This window comes from Sphingomonas sp. SORGH_AS_0438, assembly GCF_031453475.1.
In the GTDB taxonomy this organism is placed as follows: Bacteria; Pseudomonadota; Alphaproteobacteria; order Sphingomonadales; family Sphingomonadaceae; genus Sphingomonas.
Genome location: NZ_JAVIZS010000001.1, coordinates 3,682,326 through 3,701,959, shown reverse-complemented (window position 1 = coordinate 3,701,959; position 19,634 = coordinate 3,682,326). Strand labels below are relative to the sequence as shown.

At 69.2% G+C, this 19,634-nt stretch carries 24 protein-coding genes; all 24 read left to right on the top strand.

The annotated features are described in order from the left end of the window. Positions 1 to 6 precede the first annotated feature (6 nt). The 24 genes from QE452_RS17425 to QE452_RS17310 all read left to right on the top strand — a co-directional run bounded on the left by QE452_RS17425 (position 7) and on the right by QE452_RS17310 (position 19,633). A complete protein-coding gene (locus tag QE452_RS17425; protein ID WP_309660071.1) occupies positions 7 to 192 on the top strand; it encodes a hypothetical protein in 186 nt (61 codons plus the stop codon). Continuing rightward, the gene (locus tag QE452_RS17420) at positions 189 to 827 is read left to right on the top strand and encodes a DUF3164 family protein (protein WP_309660072.1); all 639 of its coding nucleotides are present in this window, start codon (positions 189 to 191) and stop codon (positions 825 to 827) included. Before QE452_RS17425 ends, QE452_RS17420 begins: the two co-directional genes overlap by 4 nt. Positions 828 to 831: 4 nt before the next feature. Further along, positions 832 to 1,539, top strand: coding sequence for a hypothetical protein (locus QE452_RS17415; protein ID WP_309660073.1), 708 nt, complete (start codon positions 832 to 834; stop codon positions 1,537 to 1,539). Positions 1,540 to 1,659: 120 nt separating this feature from the next. Continuing rightward, on the top strand, positions 1,660 to 1,869 hold the full coding sequence (locus QE452_RS17410) for a hypothetical protein (protein WP_309660074.1): 210 nt from the start codon (positions 1,660 to 1,662) through the stop codon (positions 1,867 to 1,869). A gap of 928 nt (positions 1,870 to 2,797) precedes the next feature. Next, a complete protein-coding gene (locus QE452_RS17405; protein ID WP_309660075.1) occupies positions 2,798 to 3,418 on the top strand; it encodes a hypothetical protein in 621 nt (206 codons plus the stop codon). Between the two features lie 89 nt (positions 3,419 to 3,507). Continuing rightward, on the top strand, positions 3,508 to 5,589 hold the full coding sequence (locus tag QE452_RS17400) for a terminase gpA endonuclease subunit (protein WP_309730443.1): 2,082 nt from the start codon (positions 3,508 to 3,510) through the stop codon (positions 5,587 to 5,589). A gap of 11 nt (positions 5,590 to 5,600) precedes the next feature. Next, positions 5,601 to 5,843 (top strand): hypothetical protein, encoded by a 243-nt coding sequence (locus QE452_RS17395; protein ID WP_309660077.1) that lies wholly within the window; start codon positions 5,601 to 5,603, stop codon positions 5,841 to 5,843. Then, complete coding sequence (locus QE452_RS17390; protein WP_309730440.1) at positions 5,843 to 6,601, top strand: phage portal protein; 759 nt, start codon at positions 5,843 to 5,845, stop codon at positions 6,599 to 6,601. The genes QE452_RS17395 and QE452_RS17390 overlap by 1 nt, the downstream gene beginning before the upstream one ends. Continuing rightward, a complete protein-coding gene (locus QE452_RS17385; protein ID WP_309730570.1) occupies positions 6,483 to 7,544 on the top strand; it encodes a phage portal protein in 1,062 nt (353 codons plus the stop codon). Before QE452_RS17390 ends, QE452_RS17385 begins: the two co-directional genes overlap by 119 nt. Continuing rightward, positions 7,537 to 8,403, top strand: a complete 867-nt coding sequence (locus QE452_RS17380) for a S49 family peptidase (RefSeq protein WP_309660079.1) — start codon at positions 7,537 to 7,539, stop codon at positions 8,401 to 8,403. Before QE452_RS17385 ends, QE452_RS17380 begins: the two co-directional genes overlap by 8 nt. A 43-nt stretch (positions 8,404 to 8,446) precedes the next feature. Further along, positions 8,447 to 8,989 carry a hypothetical protein gene (locus QE452_RS17375; protein WP_309660080.1) on the top strand — a complete coding sequence of 181 codons (543 nt, stop codon included), beginning with the start codon at positions 8,447 to 8,449 and terminating at the stop codon, positions 8,987 to 8,989. Positions 8,990 to 9,018: 29 nt separating this feature from the next. Beyond that, positions 9,019 to 9,381 carry a head decoration protein gene (locus tag QE452_RS17370; protein WP_309660081.1) on the top strand — a complete coding sequence of 121 codons (363 nt, stop codon included), beginning with the start codon at positions 9,019 to 9,021 and terminating at the stop codon, positions 9,379 to 9,381. A gap of 79 nt (positions 9,382 to 9,460) precedes the next feature. After that, positions 9,461 to 10,663, top strand: a complete 1,203-nt coding sequence (locus tag QE452_RS17365) for a major capsid protein (RefSeq protein WP_309730438.1) — start codon at positions 9,461 to 9,463, stop codon at positions 10,661 to 10,663. After that, positions 10,612 to 10,773, top strand: coding sequence for a hypothetical protein (locus tag QE452_RS17360; RefSeq protein ID WP_309730435.1), 162 nt, complete (start codon positions 10,612 to 10,614; stop codon positions 10,771 to 10,773). The genes QE452_RS17365 and QE452_RS17360 overlap by 52 nt, the downstream gene beginning before the upstream one ends. 57 nt (positions 10,774 to 10,830) lie before the next feature. Continuing rightward, the gene (locus QE452_RS17355) at positions 10,831 to 11,172 is read left to right on the top strand and encodes a hypothetical protein (RefSeq protein ID WP_309660084.1); all 342 of its coding nucleotides are present in this window, start codon (positions 10,831 to 10,833) and stop codon (positions 11,170 to 11,172) included. Between the two features lie 10 nt (positions 11,173 to 11,182). Continuing rightward, entirely contained in the window at positions 11,183 to 11,875 is a 693-nt protein-coding gene (locus tag QE452_RS17350; protein ID WP_309660085.1) for a DUF6441 family protein, read from the top strand. A 2-nt stretch (positions 11,876 to 11,877) separates the two neighbouring features. Continuing rightward, on the top strand, positions 11,878 to 12,318 hold the full coding sequence (locus QE452_RS17345; RefSeq protein ID WP_309660086.1) for a hypothetical protein: 441 nt from the start codon (positions 11,878 to 11,880) through the stop codon (positions 12,316 to 12,318). A gap of 27 nt (positions 12,319 to 12,345) precedes the next feature. Continuing rightward, the gene (locus tag QE452_RS17340) at positions 12,346 to 13,287 is read left to right on the top strand and encodes a phage tail tube protein (protein ID WP_309660087.1); all 942 of its coding nucleotides are present in this window, start codon (positions 12,346 to 12,348) and stop codon (positions 13,285 to 13,287) included. Positions 13,288 to 13,303: 16 nt separating this feature from the next. Beyond that, positions 13,304 to 13,552 carry a hypothetical protein gene (locus QE452_RS17335; protein ID WP_309660088.1) on the top strand — a complete coding sequence of 83 codons (249 nt, stop codon included), beginning with the start codon at positions 13,304 to 13,306 and terminating at the stop codon, positions 13,550 to 13,552. Continuing rightward, positions 13,549 to 14,142, top strand: coding sequence for a hypothetical protein (locus QE452_RS17330; protein ID WP_309660089.1), 594 nt, complete (start codon positions 13,549 to 13,551; stop codon positions 14,140 to 14,142). The genes QE452_RS17335 and QE452_RS17330 overlap by 4 nt, the downstream gene beginning before the upstream one ends. Before the next feature lie 56 nt (positions 14,143 to 14,198). Continuing rightward, complete coding sequence (locus QE452_RS17325) at positions 14,199 to 14,372, top strand: hypothetical protein (protein WP_309660090.1); 174 nt, start codon at positions 14,199 to 14,201, stop codon at positions 14,370 to 14,372. Continuing rightward, on the top strand, positions 14,359 to 18,300 hold the full coding sequence (locus tag QE452_RS17320; RefSeq protein WP_309660091.1) for a phage tail length tape measure family protein: 3,942 nt from the start codon (positions 14,359 to 14,361) through the stop codon (positions 18,298 to 18,300). The genes QE452_RS17325 and QE452_RS17320 overlap by 14 nt, the downstream gene beginning before the upstream one ends. Further along, positions 18,297 to 18,995, top strand: coding sequence for a hypothetical protein (locus QE452_RS17315; protein WP_309660092.1), 699 nt, complete (start codon positions 18,297 to 18,299; stop codon positions 18,993 to 18,995). The genes QE452_RS17320 and QE452_RS17315 overlap by 4 nt, the downstream gene beginning before the upstream one ends. Beyond that, positions 18,992 to 19,633 (top strand): hypothetical protein, encoded by a 642-nt coding sequence (locus QE452_RS17310; protein ID WP_309660093.1) that lies wholly within the window; start codon positions 18,992 to 18,994, stop codon positions 19,631 to 19,633. Before QE452_RS17315 ends, QE452_RS17310 begins: the two co-directional genes overlap by 4 nt. The last annotated feature ends 1 nt before the right edge of the window (position 19,634 follow it).

The window sequence follows — 19,634 nt, the reverse complement described above, 5'->3', positions numbered from 1 at the left end:
CCAGCAATGCGGTACGATATCGAGGCCATGCGGAAGATCGCTGATGCCGCTGACGAATATGGCGTCACGATGGGTAAAGCGGACTTCGGCAAGCTCCTGGATGCCGTGGAGCGCGGCCACCGCGCGGAGGACGCGCTCGCCAAGGTGCGCGGCCTGCTCCTCGACCCGCAATCGACGGCGATCGCGGCGTGAGCGCGCGGGCGCATCCCGACGCGGTCGAGGCGGGCGGCGCGCTGTATCTGCGCGATGCCAAGACCAATCTGGTGCCGATCGAGATGGTCAAGCCGATCGATTGGCTGATGGACGAGATGGTCCGGGAGATCATCGAAGAGGCCGAGCAGGTCAGTGCGCTGATCGCGACCTTCCGGGCCAGCACGTTCGACAAGGTGGCGGCGTTCCAGAAGCTGCTGGCGCAGGAGCATGGCGCCTTCATCGGCGGCAAGAAGGGCAACATCACGCTGTCGTCGTTCAACGGCTGCCGGAAAATCCAGATTGCCGTGGCGGATCGGACGGAATTCGGTCCGGAGCTGCTCGCGGCGAAGGCGCTGATCGACGAATGCCTGATGGAATGGTCGGGCAACAGCGGCGCCGAGATCCGCGCCATCGTCAATCGCGTGTTCTCGGTCGAGAAGGAGGGCCAGATCAACCGCAGCGAGCTGCTCATGCTCCTCCGTGTCAACATCACCGACCCGCGCTGGCTGCGGGCGATGAACGCGATCCGGGAGTCGATGCGGGTCGTCGGCAGCCGCGAATATGCCCGCTTCTACCAGCGGCCGGTGCCGGATGGTCAGTGGCGCGCGATCTCCATCGATATCGCATCGGTCTGACGCGATGGCCCATGATCGCTGGTGCATCCTGCGCACCTCGGGCGGGCGGACGCTTGCCCTGGCGGACTCGCTGGTGGCGGCCGGGATCGATGCCTGGACGCCGCGCAGGACGATGCGCCGGGAGAAGCCCGGCCGCTGTCGCCTGATCGACGGCAGCAAGCCGGTCGTCGAGATCGAGGCGCCGATCCTGCCGACCATCGTCTTCGCGCCGGTCGCGGCGATGGCCGAGCTGGCGACGATCGCCATGGACCAGCGGATCGAGGGCGTCAGCCCGCATCCTGCCTTCTCGCTGTTCCGGGACGGCGATCGATATCCGCTGATCGGCGCCGGCGAGCTGTCCGGCCTGCGCCAGGCCGAGCAGGAGGAGGCCGCGCTCCTCCAGGCCATCCGGACCGCCGAGACCCGCGCCGAGGCCAAGCGCATCCACATCGCTGGCCTTCGCCGCCAGGCGGAGCGGGACCGGGCGGCGCGTCGGGCGGCCCGGGAACGCCTCCAGGCGCTGCGCGCCGAGCGGCGGGACTTCGCCGCGGGGTTGCAGGTGGTGGTCGCTGAGGCTCCCTCGCTGGCGGGCTTGGTCGGCACCGTGGTCAAGGGCCTGGGCCGCAAGGCCCTGGTGTCCTTCGGCGGGTCATATGCCTGGGAGATCGAGGCTTGGCGGCTGTCGCCCTTTGATGTAGATGAAGCTGCAGCTCGGAAGAGCACCGCCGCCTGAGCGGCCCTGGGGCTAGACGATCTGGGACTTCGTGTCCTTGCGCTCCCCGCCACCAAACCCACGGCCATGCGTGCCGGCGGGTGTCCTGCGGTTACCCGAAATTCCAGATCGGAGATGGCGATGGCCGCATCCCCGTTGCGACGCCGCGTGCCGTCGCCGCCCCAGCATGTCAGCCCGAGCGATCGCATCCGCATCCATGCCTTCGAACTGCTGGAGGTGGCGGACATGATGGACAGCCCGGCGCTGTCCATCGAGGTGGCCGACCAGCGCATCGACATGGTCGAGCAGATCTCGGCAGATGTCCGCGCCGTCGTGCGTGGCCGGTGCTGACCGGCCGGCTCCCCGTCATCCCTCGCGGCGGCCGGATGGTGCCGCTCCTCGTCGCCATCCAGGTGCGCCAGGCGGTCAGCCCCATGGCGCAGGTCCAGGCGATTCTCGACGATCCGACTCACGCGTCGGCCGTGCGCCTCACGGTCTCCCCGTTGCCCGGTGCATGTCGAGCCATAGAAAGTGCCGCGCATCAACGCCCGACATTAATTCAACGTTCAAGCAAATAGGCTTTGCTACGATCTTCTACGGTCGGGTACGCGTGTTTAATTGCGAAAATCCAAAGTTACGTGCTCGTCTTTCTATCGAAGCTCGACTTCGATCAAGATCGGCAGCAATTTTTGCAATAGATGTCTTTGCTTGAAGCGCACGTACCAGCCGCTCGTCATCTTCAGCCGTCCAGAGTCTCACCGCATACCTCAGCCTCTGCCTACGTTGAGGTGCAGCCACTCTAACTTTGATCAAGGTGCGTCAAGCATGCCATTCCAGCCCCAAGCCTCGGCTGCCAAGGCTGCTCCTAGGAAGAAGTGGGCACCGCCGACGCATCGTCCTGACAACCGCAAGCGCGGGCGCACAGGCCGGCGGCAGCTGGTATCGTGTCAGATCAGGAGCTATCGTGGCTACCGCCGTCCGATCGCAAACTATCAGCGCAGCCGTAAGCATGTCCGCCGTATTACTGTGACGACGAACACCACCAGGCGCGTAGTATTCGGCGGCACCAAGACCGTGACGCGTATCACCTCGGTGACGTCACGGTCCAGCTTCAGCTCCCGGCGCCGCTAGACCCCCCTTTGGGTCCTCCCTGGCGATCGGGACCGATACGGGGGGCGAAGGCGCGACCCGCGCGCGTTTCCCGTGTCGAAAACCATTACGCCTTGTTGTTACGCCTTTGGGTTGTCGGGCGGGCCGCTGAGCGTGTGCGGGAGGTGCCATGGCGAAAGCACCGAAGCCGCGCGCAACCGCCAGAAAGGCCTCGAAAAAGGCCAAGCCCGCCGATGATCTGACCGTCTCGCTGGATGAGTTCGCCGCGCTGTGCGGCGTGACGCCCGAGACGATGCGGTCGCACCTGAAGACCGCGCCCGTCGACGCGGACTGGATGCGGGTGCGCGGCCGGCCGGGCGTTGGCTACCAGATCGAGGCCAAGGGCGCGCTCGCCTGGTATCGGACGCGGAAAACCGCAGGCGCGTCCGGCCCTGACGACATCCGGCGCCGGCAACTGGAGGAATGGCGCCTCCAGATGCTGGGCGACGTCGGCAGCGACGAGGGCCTGAATCTCACCGGCAGGCAGCGGTACGAGGAGTACAAGGCCGGCGAGGCCGAGATGGACTTCCTCGAAAAGAAGGGCCTGCTCTGCCGGGCCGACGAGATCGAGGGCGCGATGATGAACGCGGTCATCGAGCTGCGCCGCCAGCTCCAGGCGATCGGCCCGACGATCCGCAAGAAGTTCGACCTGGGCCGCGAGGTCGAGGCGGGGATCGAGACGCTGATCGCCGAGCGGCTGATGGCCTTCGTCACGAAGATCGGCGTGCCTGCCGACGCCGATGCAGGATAGCGCGGCCCAGCCGCACCCACGCCTCGGCGCGCTGACCCTCGTCCGGCAGCAGAAAACGGGAGCCGCCCCAGTTCGCAAACGCCCGGGACGTGATCCTGCGCGGCTTTCGCGAGGTGTGCTTCCCCGAGAAGATCACCCCGATCGAGGCGGCGAACCGGCACCGGCATCTGCGCAACCCCGGCGCGTACAGCGGCCCGTGGCGCGACAGCCCGGAGCCGATGCAGCACCTGGTCGAGCCGACCAACAACCTGGCGATGACGAGCCCCTACTCGATCGTGGCGGTGATCAGCCCGAGCCAGATGGGCAAGTCCGAGGTCGGCAACAACTGGCAGCTCCATTCGGTCATTTACGATCCGGCCGACATGGGCTTCTGGGCACCGACGAAGGAGCTGACCGCTTCCTACGTCACCACCCAGATCAACAAGCTGCTGGAGGAATGCCCCGACGTCGCCGAGCGCCAGCTCACCGGCGCCAGCGCCGACAACATCTTCCTCAAGCAGTTCCGCGGCTGCGACTGGCACTTCCTGTGGCCGACCGGCGCGAATTTCCGCGCTCGCCCGTTCTCGCGCGGCCGGCAGGACGATTACGACGATTTCCCCGACGACATCGGCGACCAGGGCGATGCCGTGTCGCTGTTCGAAGGGCGCACCACCAGCTTCCAGGGCTATGGCTGGAAGCTCTATGTCAACTCCAGCCCCAAGAAGGGACCGAAACGCGGCATCGAGCCGCTCGTCGCCTCGGGCACCAGCAAGCGCTGGTGGGTCGATTGCCTGCAATGCCACGACCCGTTCGAGATGGCGTGGGAGCGGCTGAGCTTCGAACAGGCGGGCACCGCCATGGAGGCCGCCCGATCGGCGCTGCTCTGCTGCCCGTCCTGCGGCCGGCCGCACGTCCAGGACGAGAAGCCGGCGCTGATGGCGACCGGCCGCTGGGTCGGCAAGGGCGAGACGGCGGTGTCCTGGGCGGTCGAGACGGAAACCGGCAAGACCGGCCTGCTCGAACCGAACAGCATCGACAGCTACTGGTGGGACGGCACCTTCGGCCTGGCGCCGTGGTCCTCGCTCGCCCGCCAGTACCGCCAGGCGGAGCTGCGGTTCGAGGAGCATCAGGACGAGGGGCCGCTCAAGTCCTTCTTCCAGACCAAGGTCGGGCGCAATTACGTGTCCCGATCGAGCGGAGACGCGCCGGTGACGGTCGACACGCTGGTCGAGCGCGCCCGCGCCTCCACCTATCATATCGGGCAGGTGCCGGACGGGGTGGTGGCGCTGACCGCCACGGTGGATCTCGGCGTCGACCGCTTCTCGGTCATGATCGTCGGCCACGGTGTCGGCAATCGCGCCTGGATCATCGACCGCTTCGACATCCTGACGCTCTCCGACGGCATCACCAAGCTGTCGCCCTTCACCCGGCGCGAGCATTGGGCGGTGCTGTACGAGAAGGTCCTGCGCCGGCGCTATCCGCTCCAGCGCGACCCGTCGCGGCTGATGAAGATCCTGTGCACCGGCATCGACACGGGCGGATCGGACGACGCGACCGACAATGCCTATGCCTGGTGGCACGACATGATGGCCGGCAGCCAGCGCGAGGGGCGCGCGGCGCTGCCGGCGACGGCGATCACGCTGCTGAAGGGCGGCAAGCCGACCCAGAAGCTGCTGCTGCCCGGCCCGACCGTCGATGCGCGCCGGCAGGTGAAGGACGCGCCGGAGTGCGAGCTGTTCATCCCGAACGTCAACCGCTTCAAGTTCATGGCCGATATCCGGATGCGCCGGCCGACGTCGGGCCCGGCCTTCATCGATCTGCCGCGCGAGTTCGCCGACAAGGCTCATGAGAAGCACGTCGCCGAGTTGCGCGCCGAAGAGGTGGTCGAGGGCGTCTGGACCAAGCCCGAGGGCGTCCGCAACGAGACGTGGGATCTGCTGATCTACGCGCTGGTGGTGATGGTCCGGCTCTGCGGCCTCGACCAGAACCTGGCCCGGGTGCCGGCCTGGGCGCGGCCGCCCAAGCCGACCGCGCCCGCCGTCGCCCTGCCACCCGGCGGGGACGACGATCCCGACACCACCCCGCCGGCACCGGCCGGCCATGAGCGGGTCGTGGTCACCCGGCCGGGCGGCAACCGGCCGGCAGGACGGCCCGGCGCCCGGCGCGGCATCCGCGTCGTCCGACCCCGCTGAAGGAGACAGGCATGGCCGGTGAAGGCATCACGATCGCGGTCGCGAAGGAGCGCGTCGACTATTACCTGGAGGCCGAGAAGGCGGTGCTGGCGGGCCAGTCGGTGAAGTTCGCCGATGGCCGCGAGCTGACGCGCGCGGATCTCGGCGAGATCCGGGCCGGCTTGACCTATTGGGACGAGAAGCTCCGCAGCCTGGGCGGCGTCCGGTTGCCTGCGGTCGGTCGCGTCCGCCGCGGCGTCTATCGGAGCCGCTGATGGCGATCGACGTTCGCCCCAATCTCCTCGACCGGGCGGTCGCCTGGTTCTCGCCCCGGGCCGGGGCCGAGCGGCTGGCGGGCCGGGCAGCGATCTCGGCGTCGACGTCGATGTTCGGGACCGGAGGCTATCGCGGGGGCCAGGGCGACCGCCAGAAGCGGCGCGGCTTCTTCGCGCGCGGCCGCTCCGCCAATGCGGATATGATCCCCGGCTCGGATCGCCTGCGCGCCGAGCAGCGCGACGCGGCGATGAACGCGCCGATCGCGGTCGCCGCCCTCAACCGCATGGTGACCTTCACTATCGGCACCGGCCTGATGGCGATCCCCGCCATCGATGGCGAGGCGCTGGGCCTGACGCCCGAGGAGGTCGACGCCTGGCAGCGGCGCCTGGCGATCGACTTCGACGCCTATATGGCGTCCAAGGACGTCGACGCGGAGCGCAAGTCGACCGGCTATGGCCTCCAGGCGGTCGCCTATCGCGGCACGATCACCTCGGGCGACATGATCAAGCTGCGCGTCATGCCGGAGGACCAGCCCGGCCGCGTCCATGCCACCGCCTGGAAGCTGATCGAGGCCGACCGGCTGTGCAATCCGCCGACCGTGGCGGACGGCGCGATCGACCCGACCACCGCGCCGCCAGATCGCCGGCGGCGTCGAGACGGACGAATGGGGCGCGCCGGTCGCCTATCACATCCTGAAGCAGCATCCAGGCGACCTGATGCTGCGACTGGACGATGGGCTGATCCCCGAGCGGATTGAAGCGTGGGACCGCAAGCTGGCGCTGCCGCGCGTCGTCCATGTCTTCAAGCGCGAGCGGCCCGAGCAGGATCGCGGCGTCGGCATGCTGGCGACGATCATCGAACCGCTGAAGATGATCTCGGATGCGTCGGACGCGGAGCTGTACGCGACCGTCATGTCGGCGATGATCGCGGTCGTCTACAAATCGCGCGGCGCGCAGCCCATGCCCGAGCCGGATTATGGCGAAGGCGAGGGCGGCGTCAGCGTCGAGGGTGGCGAGCCCTATGCCGCCGCGCCCGAGCCAAGCCAGTACCGCTTCGAAGCCGGCTCGATCATGGAGATCGACAGCGACAGCGACGTCGAGATCAAGTCGCCCGGCCGGCCGAATTCGGCGTTCGACCCGTTCTTTCAGGCGATCGTCCGCCAGATCGGAGCGGCGCTGGGCATCCCGGCCGGCGCGCTGATGCTGATGTTCAATTCCAGCTACACGGCGAGCAAGGCCGAGCTGGAGGCGCTCTACATGCAGGTGCGGGCCGATCGCGCCTGGTTCGCCAGCGACGATTGCGCGCTCACCTATCTGTGCTTCGTCGCCGAGCAGGTGGTGCTGGGCCATTATGTCATGCCCGGCTTCTTCAGCGACCTGCGGGTGCGCGCCGCCTGGCTGGGCGCGAATTGGCGCGGCGACGGCAAGATCAGCCTCAATCCGCTCCAGGAGGCCAAGGGTTTCGAGGTGCAGGAGGCGCATGGCTGGCGGACCGGCGAGGACATCACCGCCGAGCTGACCGGCGGCAGCTTCCGCGAGAACATCCGGCGGCGCGGCGCGGAGCATCGCGCCTGGGTGGCGGAGGGCCTGCCGGTCCCGACCACCGCCGGCGCCGCCAAGGCCCCGGCCGGTGGCAAGCCGGACAACGAGCCGGCGTCCGACGAGGCACCGGCGGACAAGCAGGAGAATCAGGATGCTTGAGACTTTCGGCGCGCGCACCCTTTGGGCGATGCATCCGGACGCACTCGGCGCGCTCCTGAAACGCGGGTCGCTCGATGCGATGATGCCGGCGGCATTGAAGGCGCTGGCGGCGATCGGGGGCGGTGCGGCCGCCGCCAAACCACAGGACCCGGTCAGGGAGGGCGGATCGATCATCATCCCGCTGTCCGGGCCGCTGTCGCCCCGGGGCAGCTATGGCGGCACCTCGACCGAACGCTTCGCCGACCAGGTGCGCGAGGCCGGCGACGACGATTCGGTCGGCGCGGTGATCATCCCGATCATGAGCCCGGGCGGCATGGTGTTCGGCACTGCCGAGGCGGGCGACGCGGTCTTCGAGGTACGCCAGCGCAAGCCGGTGATCGCGGTCGCCAGCCCCTATTCCTATTCGGCCGCGCACTGGGTGGGGACGCAGGCGTCCGCCTATCACGCCTCGACCAGCGGCGGCGTCGGATCGGTCGGGGTGCGCGGCGGCCATGTCGACATGTCCGGGTTCGAGGACAAGATCGGCATGAAAACCACGTTGATCGCATCCGACCCGCAGAAGATCGCCGGCCACCCTTACGCGCCGCTGTCGGACGAGGACCGGGCCGAGTTGCAGGCCGAGATCGACGAGATGAACCTCGCCTTCATCGCGGCGATCGCGCGCGGTCGCGGCATCGATGCCGCGGCGGTGCCGGGCATTCACGGATCGGGCCGCACCTTCTCGGCCGCCCAGGCGGCGGCCGCCGGCGTCACCGACGGCGTGATGACGCTGCGCGAGGTGGTGGCGAAATATTCGTCGAGCCGCACCCGGCTGGCGCTGATGCGCCGGCGCGCCCAGGCGCAGGCCGCCGCCTTCTGATTTTTCCCGAGGGCGATGTGCGCCCGCACCAATGGAGTAGACAATGGACCTGGAAGCCCTTCGGGCGCAGGCGCGTGCGGTCGCCACGCGCATGGAGACCCGCATCAACACCGCGCTCGGTGAGAATCGCGACCTGACCGCCGAGGAGGAAGCCGCGCAGACGGCCGACGAAGCCGAGCTGGCGGGCTTGAAGACGAAGGTTGCGGCGGCCGAGGCGGCGGCTTCGGCCGATCAGCCGGCCGATCCGGCGGCGGCCGCGACGGCGGCCGAGCGCAAGCGCATCCTGGCGCTCGCCGACCTGTGCCCGTCAAGCGTGTTCGCGACACCGCTGCGCAAGGCGATCGAGAACGGACAGGAGGCCGGCGCCTTCGCGATCGGCCTAGCAAAGGCGGCGAAGACGCGCGGCGCGTCGATGTCCGACCTGCGCGATAGCGCCGTGTCGGCCGAGCAGCTCCCCGAGCAGCGCGCCAGCACCGCCACCGCCGACCCGAGCAAGCCGAAGACCGCTGCGGAATTGTCGAAGGGCATCCTCGGCCTGGCAGCCGCCGCCAACCATCCCGGCCTCGCGCATCTGAAGCGCGACTGATCCCGTCCTCCAACTATCAGGAACCGCTCATGTACCAGTCCGCTGGCAGCGCGTCGCAGACGTCGCCCGTCGCCAATTCCCTCGTTCGTGCCGGCACGCCCATCACCCGCAAGGTGACGCTGCTCGCCGGCAGCGTCTATGCCTTCGGCTCCGTCCTCGGCACCATCACCGCGTCGAAGAAGGCGACGCTGTCGGCCGCTGCCGCGACTGATGGTTCGCAAGCGCCCGACTTCGTCCTGCCCTATGCGGTGGATGCCACCGCTGGCGACGTCGACGCCATCGTGATCGAAACTGGCAATCTGATCGGTGAGGCGTTGGTGCTCGGCGCTGGCCATACGCTCGCCAGCATCCGCGAGGGCCTGCGCGACAAGGGCATCACCATCTCGGTCTGACGCGTCCGCGTCTGACTTGTCCGTGGGGCGGTGCGACCGGCGGTCGTGCCGCCCCCTTTTTCATTTTCGGAGTGCCACGATGCTCTATGAACCCCAGACGCTCGTCGGCGTCATCGCGCCGCTGTACGTGCCCGGCAATTTCCTGCGCAGCCTGTTCTTCAGCGCGGCATCGATCGAGTTCGACACCGCGGATGTGAAGTTCGACCGCGTGTTCGACGACCTGCGCGCTGCGCCCTGGGTCAGCCCCCTTGCGCTCGGCTCGATGAGCCCCGACCGCACGTTCCAGACCGACAGCTTCGCGCCCGGCTATGTGAAGCCGAAGAAGCGGATCGAGGCCGACAAGATCAAACAGCGCCGCCCGGGTGAGCCGATCGGCGGGGGCTTCTCGCTGGCCCAGCGGCGCGACCTGTACTTCACCGACTATCTGCTCGGCCAGAAGACCCAGATCGAGCGCCGCGAGGAGATCATGGCGTCGCAGATCCTGCTCAACGGCTATTGCGTCATGGAGGGCAAGGAATATCCGCGCGCCGTCGTCGACTTCAAGCGCAAGGCGTCGCTGACCCGCATCCTCCTGTCCGGCGCCGGCTGGGGGCAGAATGGCGTATCCGCCGTCGACAGCCTGGAGGGCTTTATCGAGGACATCGCCTCGGAATGCGGGGCCGCGCCCAGCCATGTGGTGATGGACAAGCTCGCCGGCCGGTTGCTGAAGGCCGACACCAAGCTGAAGGACAAGCTCGACATCACGCTCGGGCAGACCACCAGCGCGATCGACCTGGGATTCAAGCCCGGCGTGCCCGGATCGCCGGTCTATCTCGGCCGGATCGGCGTCACCGAGATCTACATCTACAACGACAATTACGAGGACACGGACGGCACGATCAAGTCGCTGCTGCCCGACTATACCGTCATTGCCGGCGCCCCGGCGGCGTTCGGCGGCACGCCCTGCTACGGCGCGATCCAGGACCCGCGCAACGCGTATGGCGCCGCCCGGCTCTTCTCCAAGAATTGGATCGACGACGATCCGGCCGGCGAATTCCTGATGACGCAGTCGGCCCCGGTCTTCGTGGCGAAGCGGATCAACGCCGTCGGCCGGAATGACCGTCCGCTCCTGATGCCCCGCCCGCGCCGATCGGCGCGGGCTTTCCCCGACCAGCGCCGGCGCGGCCGGCTTTTACGAAGGACAGACTCATGGCCACCGAGACGACCGACAGCGGCCCGAAGACGGTCGAGATGCCCCGCACCAAATACCAGCTCCATTACGGCAAGGGCGGCGAGGGCGTGATCCTGGGCGGCACCGTGCTGACCGAGGAAATCATCGCCAAGGCCAAGCTCGATATCGACGCGCTGAAGAAGCTCGACGTGATCGAGATGGTCGAGGTCTACGCCGCCTGACCGGCCGGGCCGGCCGTCCAGGCCGGCCCGCTTGCCCTCTGCTGCCGGGAGGCGCCAATGCCACTCGATGATCCCTTCGCGCTTGCGCTGCCGGTGATCCATGCGGCGCCGGGCTCGACCGCGGCGCGCTACTGGCGACCGGGCGCGGTCTTTCCGCAAGACATCCGCGTCATCCGCAAGCGCCCGACCGAGGAGATGCAGCTCAACAGCGCCACCCTCTCGGTCGATACCGAATTCGCCTCGATCATCCGCGCCGACGTGCCGCAGCCGATCGCCGGCGCCCGGCTGGAGATGGTCGACGAGAAGACCGGCGCGGTCCTGGAGCGCTTCACGATCGCCGGCCGGCCCAGGCTCGATATCGAGGCGACCGGCTGGATGTGCGAGCTGGTCCCCGCCTGACATGCTGGGCATGAAGATCGGGACGGCGGATTTCGAGAAGGAAACCGCCGGGCTGGAGAGCGACGTCGCCGGCTTCATGACCGCGGCGATGCGCGACACCACCGAGGAGGTCCGCGACGCCTTCCGCGCCCAGGTGCGCGCGGCGGGTCTCGGCGACCGGCTGGCCAACGCCGTGCGCGGCGTCACCTATCCCAAGAACCGCGACGCGCTGGCGCCGACCGGCTGGGTCTATGCGCAGCCGTCGAAAAAGGGCCGCGGTGCCGCCGCCATCATCGAGAGCTATGCCAGCGGCGCCTACATCACCCCGCGCCAGGGCAAGCGCTGGCTGGCGGTGCCGACCGACGACTGCCCGCGTCATCGGTCCGGCGATGCGCTCACGCCCGAGGAGGTGGAAGAGCGCTTCGGCCGGCCGCTGCAATTCGTCTCGCCCAGCGACCGCGGCTTCCGGACGCCGAGCATCCGCCATGCCGGCGTCGCCTATCTGGTCCTGAAGGGGCTGGTCATCCGCAAGGCCACCGGCCGCTGGCGCAATGCTTCCGAACGCGAGCTGGCAGGCCGCACCCGCAATCCCCGGCCGGTGCAAAGCGTCATCATGTTCACGCTGACCCCCGGCGTGAAGAAGCCGCAGACCGTCGACCTGTCCGAGCCGGAACGGCTGGCGCAGTCGCGCTTCCCCGCCAATCTCGACAAGCATTGGAAATAGCGATGTCCAAGCGCCTAGCCGTGCTGGAGGCGATCAAGCGCCTGATCCAGACCGCCTTGCCGGACGCCCAGGTGATCGGCCTGGACGACGAGGAGGCCAAGCCGGAGGCGGTCGGGCCGGGTGGCCTGGTCATCGTCCGCTCAGGCATGCCGGGCGACCCGGACATCGACCTGTCGCCGCCCACCTGGTGGTGGGAGCATGTCGTGCCGATCGAGATCGCCGCCTATGGCGAGCCCGGCCGGCGCGCCCAGATCGTCCTTGCCGAGATGATCGGCCGGATCGACGTCGCGCGCCAGGCCGACCCGTATCTCGGCGGCCTTTGCGTCCATCTCGACGCGACCATGCCGGTCGACGGTGAGCAGAACATGCCCGGCGCGGTCCCGGTCGGCTGGGCCGATTTCAACCTGGTGCCCTTCTACTCGACCACCAGCCCGCTGGGCTGATCCCCTTCACCTGACAGGAGACACGCTATGGGACGTCCCCTTGGCATCAACGCGGTCATGTCGGCCGCGATCGAGCCGTCTTACGGGCAGACGCCCGCCGGCGGCTTCTTCAAATTGCCGTTCGTCGGCCATTCGATGGGCGAGGAGCAGCCGCTGATCGAGGACGACCAGCTCGGCTTCGGCCGCGAGGGCCTCGACCCGGTCTATGACGTCATCACCAATGACGGCGACCTGACCGTGCCGGTCGACCTGCGCGGGATCGGCTTCTGGCTGCGCCAGACCTTCGGCGCGCCGACCACCACCGGTGCCAACGGCATGTTCACCCATGTCTTCAAGTCGGGTGCGGCATCGCTCCCGACGACGTCGATCGAGGTCGGCCATCCGGACGAGCCGAGCTATTCGGTCCATTACGGCGCGGCGGTCAATTCGCTGAAGATCGCGATGGCGCGCTCCGGCCTGCTCAATGCCGTGCTGTCGCTGATCGCGCAGGGCGAGACCAACGCGGTCGCGGCGAGCGTCGCCGGCGCGCCCACCGCGCTCCAGGGCCTTCGCTTCGCCCAGGCGACCGGCTCGATCAAGCTGGACGGCAATGTCGCGGCCGACATCGTCTCCGCCGACATCACCTATTCCAACCAGCTCGACAAGGTCGAGGTCATCCGGGAGGACGGCCGCATCGGCGGCATCGATCCGGGCAAGGCGATGACCAATGGCGCGATCACCGCGCGCGGCGCGCGGGGCGTGCTGTTCAACAAGTCGCGCAGCAAGATCCCGGCCGAAGTGGCGCTGGGCTGGAAGCTCGACGGCGGCTTCAGCCTGGTCTTCACGCTGCCGCGCGTCTGGCTGCCCAAGGCCAAGCGTCCGGTGAACGGGCCCAAGGGCCTCCAGGGCAGCTTCAACTTCCAGGCGTCCGGCGCGCTCGCCGCGCAGTTGACCGTCACCCTGGTCAACGACGTCGCCACCTACGCCTGATCGGGAGCAGTACCGCATGGCCTTTTTCACGCCCGCGCCGCACCAGCGCATCGTCGATGTCGTCTCCGGCGAGATCCTGTCGCATGTCATCGAGGTCGATCCGGTCGCCGGCCGCGTCCGCCGCTTCCAGGTGGAGGACGACGTCTTCGTCCGCGATGCCGATGGCTTCGTGATCCTCGACGAGGCGCGCGAGATCCGCCTCGACGTGCCCGGCGCGTCGACCGGCGTCGTCGCCGATACCGATCGCCACGAGGACGCGGCATGAGCGGCTATGCGCTGACCGGGGCCAAGCCCGTCGAGCATGAGCTGATCCCGGCGATCGGCGATCGGCCGCCCGTCCGCGTCACCTTCGCCGCCCAGCCCAGCCTCCTGTCGATCCGCGCCGGCCGGCGCGCGGCGCTGGCGGTGCTGCGCAAGGGCGGGCCGGACGTCGAGGAGCGCGCCGGCGACGCCTTCACCGCCGAGATCATCCGCCACAACATCCTGGCCTGGTCGGGGATCGGCAAGGATGGCGAGCCGGTCGAGCCGACGCCCGATACCGAGATCCTGGACGCGGAAGGCGCGGTGATCGGCATCGAGCCCGGGACCATCTCGGACTTCCTCGCCGAGCCGCGCCTGGTCGAGGCGGCGGACCGCGAATATGTCCTGCCCTGGTCGCAGGCGGACGCGGAAAAAAACGGCTGGTCGCCCTCGCCGAATGGCACTTCGGCGGGGGCGACGCAGGAGGGCAATATTGCCGGCTCTCCTGCGACGCGGGACGGCTCGGGCGATGCCGGCACGACGACGGCCGCCCCGCCTGTCCCTACGAAACGCACGAAGCGCGCACGGAAGCCGGCGAAGCCGTCTGGCAGCTGATCCGCGGCTGCGGCGGTCAGGTCCGGCTGGCGAGCTATCCGACGCCTGACGGCGTGGTGTCGCGGCCGGTCGGGCTCGACTTCGGCGCAGTGATGGCGCTCGGCGCCGGCCGCGGTGTCGACCAGGCGCTGCTCGCCGAGATCCTGCCCCGGATCGAGGGCGCGATCGTCCACCCGGATGACGGGATGGGCGACGAGGAAGAGGGAGAGCCGGGCGATGACGATCCGTAGCATCGGCTTCAACCTGCGCACCGACGGCAAGGCCCAGGTCAAGAACGACTTCGCCGAGATCCGCAAGGACGGGACCGACGCCATGACCGGCGTCGCCGAAGCGGCAGAAAGGGCGGCCGAGCGCTCGGCCGAGGCCACCGACCGCTTCACCCAGCGCCAGATTGAATCGTGGAACCGTCAGGCTGCCGCTGCCAAGCTGGCGGCGGCCGCAGGCGCGCAGCGCGGTGCGGTCGACCAGGCCATGGCGACGCCCGGCAGCCAGCAGTTCGCGACCGTCAACCTGGACCGGTCGAGCGGGGCCGCGCGCGACAGCGCCAAGGTCTTCCAGGAGATGTTCGAACGCGAGGAGCAGGCGGCCGCCGGCGCGGCGAAGCTGCGGGCCGCGCTCGACCCGCTCTATCTCGCCCGGGTCCGCTACGACGACCAGCTCCGCACCGCCAACAGCCTGGTGTCGCAGGGCGCGATCACCGAGGCCGAGCATACCGCCGCGCTGAAGAAGGCGGCGGACGCGTATCGCGAGGTGGCGGATGCAGCCGGCGTCGCGGCCGAGAAGGAGCAGCAGCGCTGGCGGGAGGATGCCGCGGCCGCCAAGGCGGACATCGCTGCGCAGGCCCAGCAGGCCCGGTTCAGCGCGATCGGCGCATCGCATTCGGGCAAGAGCGCGCGCGACAGCGGCTCGGTCTTCGAAGCGGAGCTGAAGGCGGAGGAGGACCGGGCGGCCGCGCTCGCCAAGATCCGCGCGATGATCGATCCGCTGTCGGTCGCCCAGGCACGCTATGACGCCGAGCTGCGGGTCTACAACGACCTGCTCCAGCGCGGCGAGCTGAGCGAAAAGGAGCATGCGCAGGCGCTCGCCGTCTCCACCGACCGGCTGGAGGAAGCGCGCCAGGCGCTCGACGGCAATTCGCAGTCCGCCGGCCTCAATCGCGTGCAGATGATGATGCTGCGCTCGGCCGGCTTCAACGCCTATTCGTCGCTGGCGGCGGGCATGCCGCTGTTCCGCGTGCTGATGGAGCAGGGCATCGACGTCGTCCAGGCGATGTCGATGGGCGACGACAGCGTCGCCGGCAGCATCCGCCGGGTCGGCGATGCCAGCCAGGAAAGCGCGCGCGAGGTCCAGGGCGGCAGCGAACGGACCGGCGCGGCGCTCGACGCGCTGAAGGAGAAGGCCAAGGAGGCCGCCGGATCGCTTGCCGAGGGTGAGGGTGGCGTCGGTGGCGCGCTCGGCAAGGTCCGCGCGCTCCTCACCCCGACCCGCCTCGCGATCGGCGCGACCGCCGCGGTGGTCGCGATCGCGACGAAGAGCTGGTGGGACTATAACGAGGCACTCGACAAGCTGAACACCGCCGGCCTCTATTCGGGTCGCTCCCTCGGCATGACGGGCCAGCAGATCGAGGCGGCAGCCGAGGCGGCGGCAAGTGCCGGTGACATCACCGTCTCCGCCGCGCGCGAGATCGCCACGGCCTATGTCACCAGCGGCAATGTCACCAAGGGCGTGCTGCTCGGCCTGACCGCCATGACCAAGGATTTCGCGGCCGCGACCGGGCAGGATGTGCCCACTGCAACTCAGGCGCTGGACGCAGCGATGGCCGATCCGATCGACGGCGCGCAGCAGCTCGCCGAGCGGTACGGCTGGATTAACCAGGCGACGATCGAGTATATCGGCAACCTCGTCGAGCAGAACGACAAGACGGGCGCGCAGCGCGTCCTGATGGAGGCTTTGGCCGAGGCTACAGATGGCGCGGCCGACAAGGCCAATGCGCTCGCGCGTGGCTGGGAGCATGTTCAGAACGCTGCATCAGGCGCCTGGTCGTGGCTAGGCAAGGCGATCGACCGGGCGGCCGGTGGTGGCGTCATCGCCGAGCGGATCGCAGACATCCAGGCAGAGAAGGCGCGCGGTCGCTCGGTTTGGCAAATGGTCACCGGCACCAGCCAAGCCGAATTCCAGGCCGGGTTCGACAAGCAGATTGCCGATCTCCAGCGCCAAGCGCGCAAGGAGGATAACCAGGCCAGGGCAGCGGCGACCAACCGCACTCAGCAGGCTGGCGCGTCGATTGTCGAGCAATATACCGGCGATCAGCGGTCCGATTATCAAAAGACCGTCGGCAAGCTGCGCGCAGCCCTCGCCACCGACCTGCCGGCGGACCAGCGCAAGGCGACTCTGGAAGCGTTGGACGCCTACAGCCACGCGATCGATACCTTCATCCCGCGCGGCGAGAAGATGCAGCGGATGGCGGAGCTGGACGCGAGGATCGCGGCGGCGAAGACGCCCCAGGCCAAGGCCGCGCTGGCGACCGAGAAGGCCCGGCTGGAATTGTCGGGCCAGGTCATCACCAGTGCCCATGCCGAGGCGCAGGCCCAGGCCCGCGCCGATCGCGCGCGCGCCTCGTCCGGCTCCGGCCGCGATCGTCATGCCGAGCAGCTCCGCCGCGAGGCCGAGAGCATGGAGGCCAATGCGCGCGGCGCGCTGGCGGTCGCCGACGCCTATCTGACCAGCAGCGCGGCCGGCGCGGAGGCGGAGGCGCGGCGCAAGGCGCTGACCGACGCCACCCGGCGCGGCATCGATGTCGACGCGCAGGTCCGCCGCCAGCTCGCCCTGCAGGTCGCCGACGCGGTCGCCGGCGGGGCGAAGACCGTCGCCGGCCTGCGCGACGAGACCGCTGCGCGCAGCGCCGTCATCGCTCAGGTGCGCGGCGGCACGCTGTCGGTCGCCGATATGTCGCGCGCGTTGTCCGACGAGGCGGCGATGCGCTCGCTGGTGAAGCTGCGCAGCATCGCCCAGGGCGATGCGCTCGTCGCCCTGAACAAGGTCATCGACGCCTACCGCCAGAGCCTGGACGAGGCGCATGCCTCCGAGGACCGGATGGGCTTCGCCCGGGCGCTGGAGGAGAGCAAGGATCGCGCCAAGGAGCTGAAGTCGGTCATCGCCGACCTGTCGCTCGCCCCGCTCGACCAGGCGCTGAATGCCGCGTCGCGCGCCGCCAATCGCGAGGCGGACAAGCTGCACCTGCCACAGGAGTCGCAGGACCGCAAAGACCTGGTCCGGGCGCGCACCGACGAGGCGCAGGGCGCTTATGAAGCCGAGAAGGCGCGCTTCACCACCGGCCGGCTGCGCGACCAGGCCGATGCGCTGGAGATGTCGCGCCGCGAGTTCGAGCTGCTCGGCGCCAGCGACACGGTGCGCGCGGCCGAGCTGGAGAAGCTGCGCACCGCGCAGGAGATCCGGCGCCGCTTCCCGGATCTCGCCAGGGAGGATGCCGAGGCGATCCTGGCGGGCGTCGATGCGCAGGCGGAAATGAACACCAGGTTGAAGATCGCAGCCGCCAATCTGGACGAGATGCGGCGGTTCGGCAGCGCCTGCATCGACACGATATTCGACGAGGATACGTGGTCGAGCTGGGGCAATGCCGGCAAGACCGTGCTGAAGATGCTGCGCGACGAATTCATGAAGCTCGCGCTGCTCAATCCGCTGAAGAACCTCATCAACGGCAATTCCGACCTGCCGACCCTGGCGGGGGCGCTCGGCAAGCTCGGCGGCCTGTTCGGCATCGGCGGCTCCAGCGTGCCGATCGTCGCGCCGAGCAGCCTGGGCCCGGCCCCATCGGCGATGGGCGGCAGCGGCATCGGTCGGCTGGCCTCGGGCACCGAGAATTGGTCGGGCGGCCTGACCTGGGTCGGCGAGCATGGCCCGGAGCTGGCGGACCTGCCCGCCGGCACCCGCGTCCGCTCGGCGGCCGCCTCGCGCGCCTTCGCGGCCGACAGTGACGGCGGCCCGAGCATCCACATGCCGATCACGATCGACGCGACCGGGGCCGACGCGGCCGGCCTGGCGCGGGTCGAGGCGAAGCTCGACCAGCTCCGCCAGGATCTGCCGGGCCAGATCATCTCCGTCTATCAGGAAGCCAGGCAAAGGCGGGTGATCCGATGACCATCGTCTTTCCGCGCCCGATGCCGCTCACCGGCATCGGGCAGCAGCTCTTCGACATCCAGCGCGTCGACTTCGCCGCGCCCGAGGCCGGCGGCACGATGGGCGGCGTCCAGGCGGGCTTCCCCTTGTGGATCGCGACCTGGACGACGGCGCGCAACACGCGCGACGTGTCCGACGAATGGATCGCCTGGCTGTCGACGATGCGCGGCAGCCAGAAGCGATTCCTCGGCCGCGACTATGCGCGCAGCTTTCCCCGCATTTATCCGCGCGGGTTCGGTGGCCTGGTGCGTCCGGACGGCAATGCCTTCGACGGCAGCGCGACCGGCTGGACCGAGACGATCGACGGCGTCGGCACCGCCTATCTGACGCTGCGCGGCCTGCCGGCCGGGCTCGTGCTGTCGCTCACCGACCTGATCGGCTTCCGCTGGGACGTGGGCGGCGCGGCCGCGAAAAGCTGGGGCCGGCGGACGATCGCGCGCGTCGTCGAGGCGGGCACCGCCTCGGCGACCGGCATCGTCACCGTCGCGATCGAGCCGCCCTTGCCCTATTTCATCCCGCCCACCGCCCAGGCGCATCTCGACAATCCCGCCTGCGTCATGACCGTGATGCCGCAGGACACCAAGGTCGCACCGATCGACCGGCGGCTGGTCGCGACCGGCACGGTGCTGGCGGGTATCCAGGACCTGCGGCCATGAAGATCTTCACCGCGGCCGCGATGGCCGAGATCAAGGCCGGCACCGCGATCGTCGGTGGCGCGGTCGAGGTGCTGGGCCAGGTGCCGATCCGGCTGTGGAGCGGTTACGGCGAGCTGAGCTTCGCGGGCCGCACCTTCCAGCCGATCGGCAACCGCGCGCTGGCGCAGGTGTCGGGCGGCGCGCTGGGCGGGGCCGCGCAGAATGTCACGCTGACGCTGTCGGGGATCGACGAGAAGGCGCTGAAGCTCCTCGATGCCGAGGAGGTGCAGCGCGCGCCGGCCACGCTGTGGCGGCTGATCTTTTCGGGCGACGGCAAGCGGCTGCTCGACGCGCATGTCTATCGCCGGGGCAAGCTCGATCCCATCCAGGTGCGCGACGTCATCGGCGGCGAGGCGACGCTCGCCACCTCGATCGAGAGCGCCGCACGCGGGCTCGGCCGCAAGGGCGGCCGGATGCGTACCGATGCCGACCAGCGCCTGATCCGGGCAAGCGACGGCTTCTTCCGCAATGTCTCCTACGCCGCTGAGAAGACGCTCTATTGGGGCGGGCAGAAGCCGTCTGCGGCCGGGGCGGCCTTTGGCGGCATGGGTCAGGGCAATGGCGGTGGCCTCAACCGGCTGCGGCACGACCTGGAGTGAC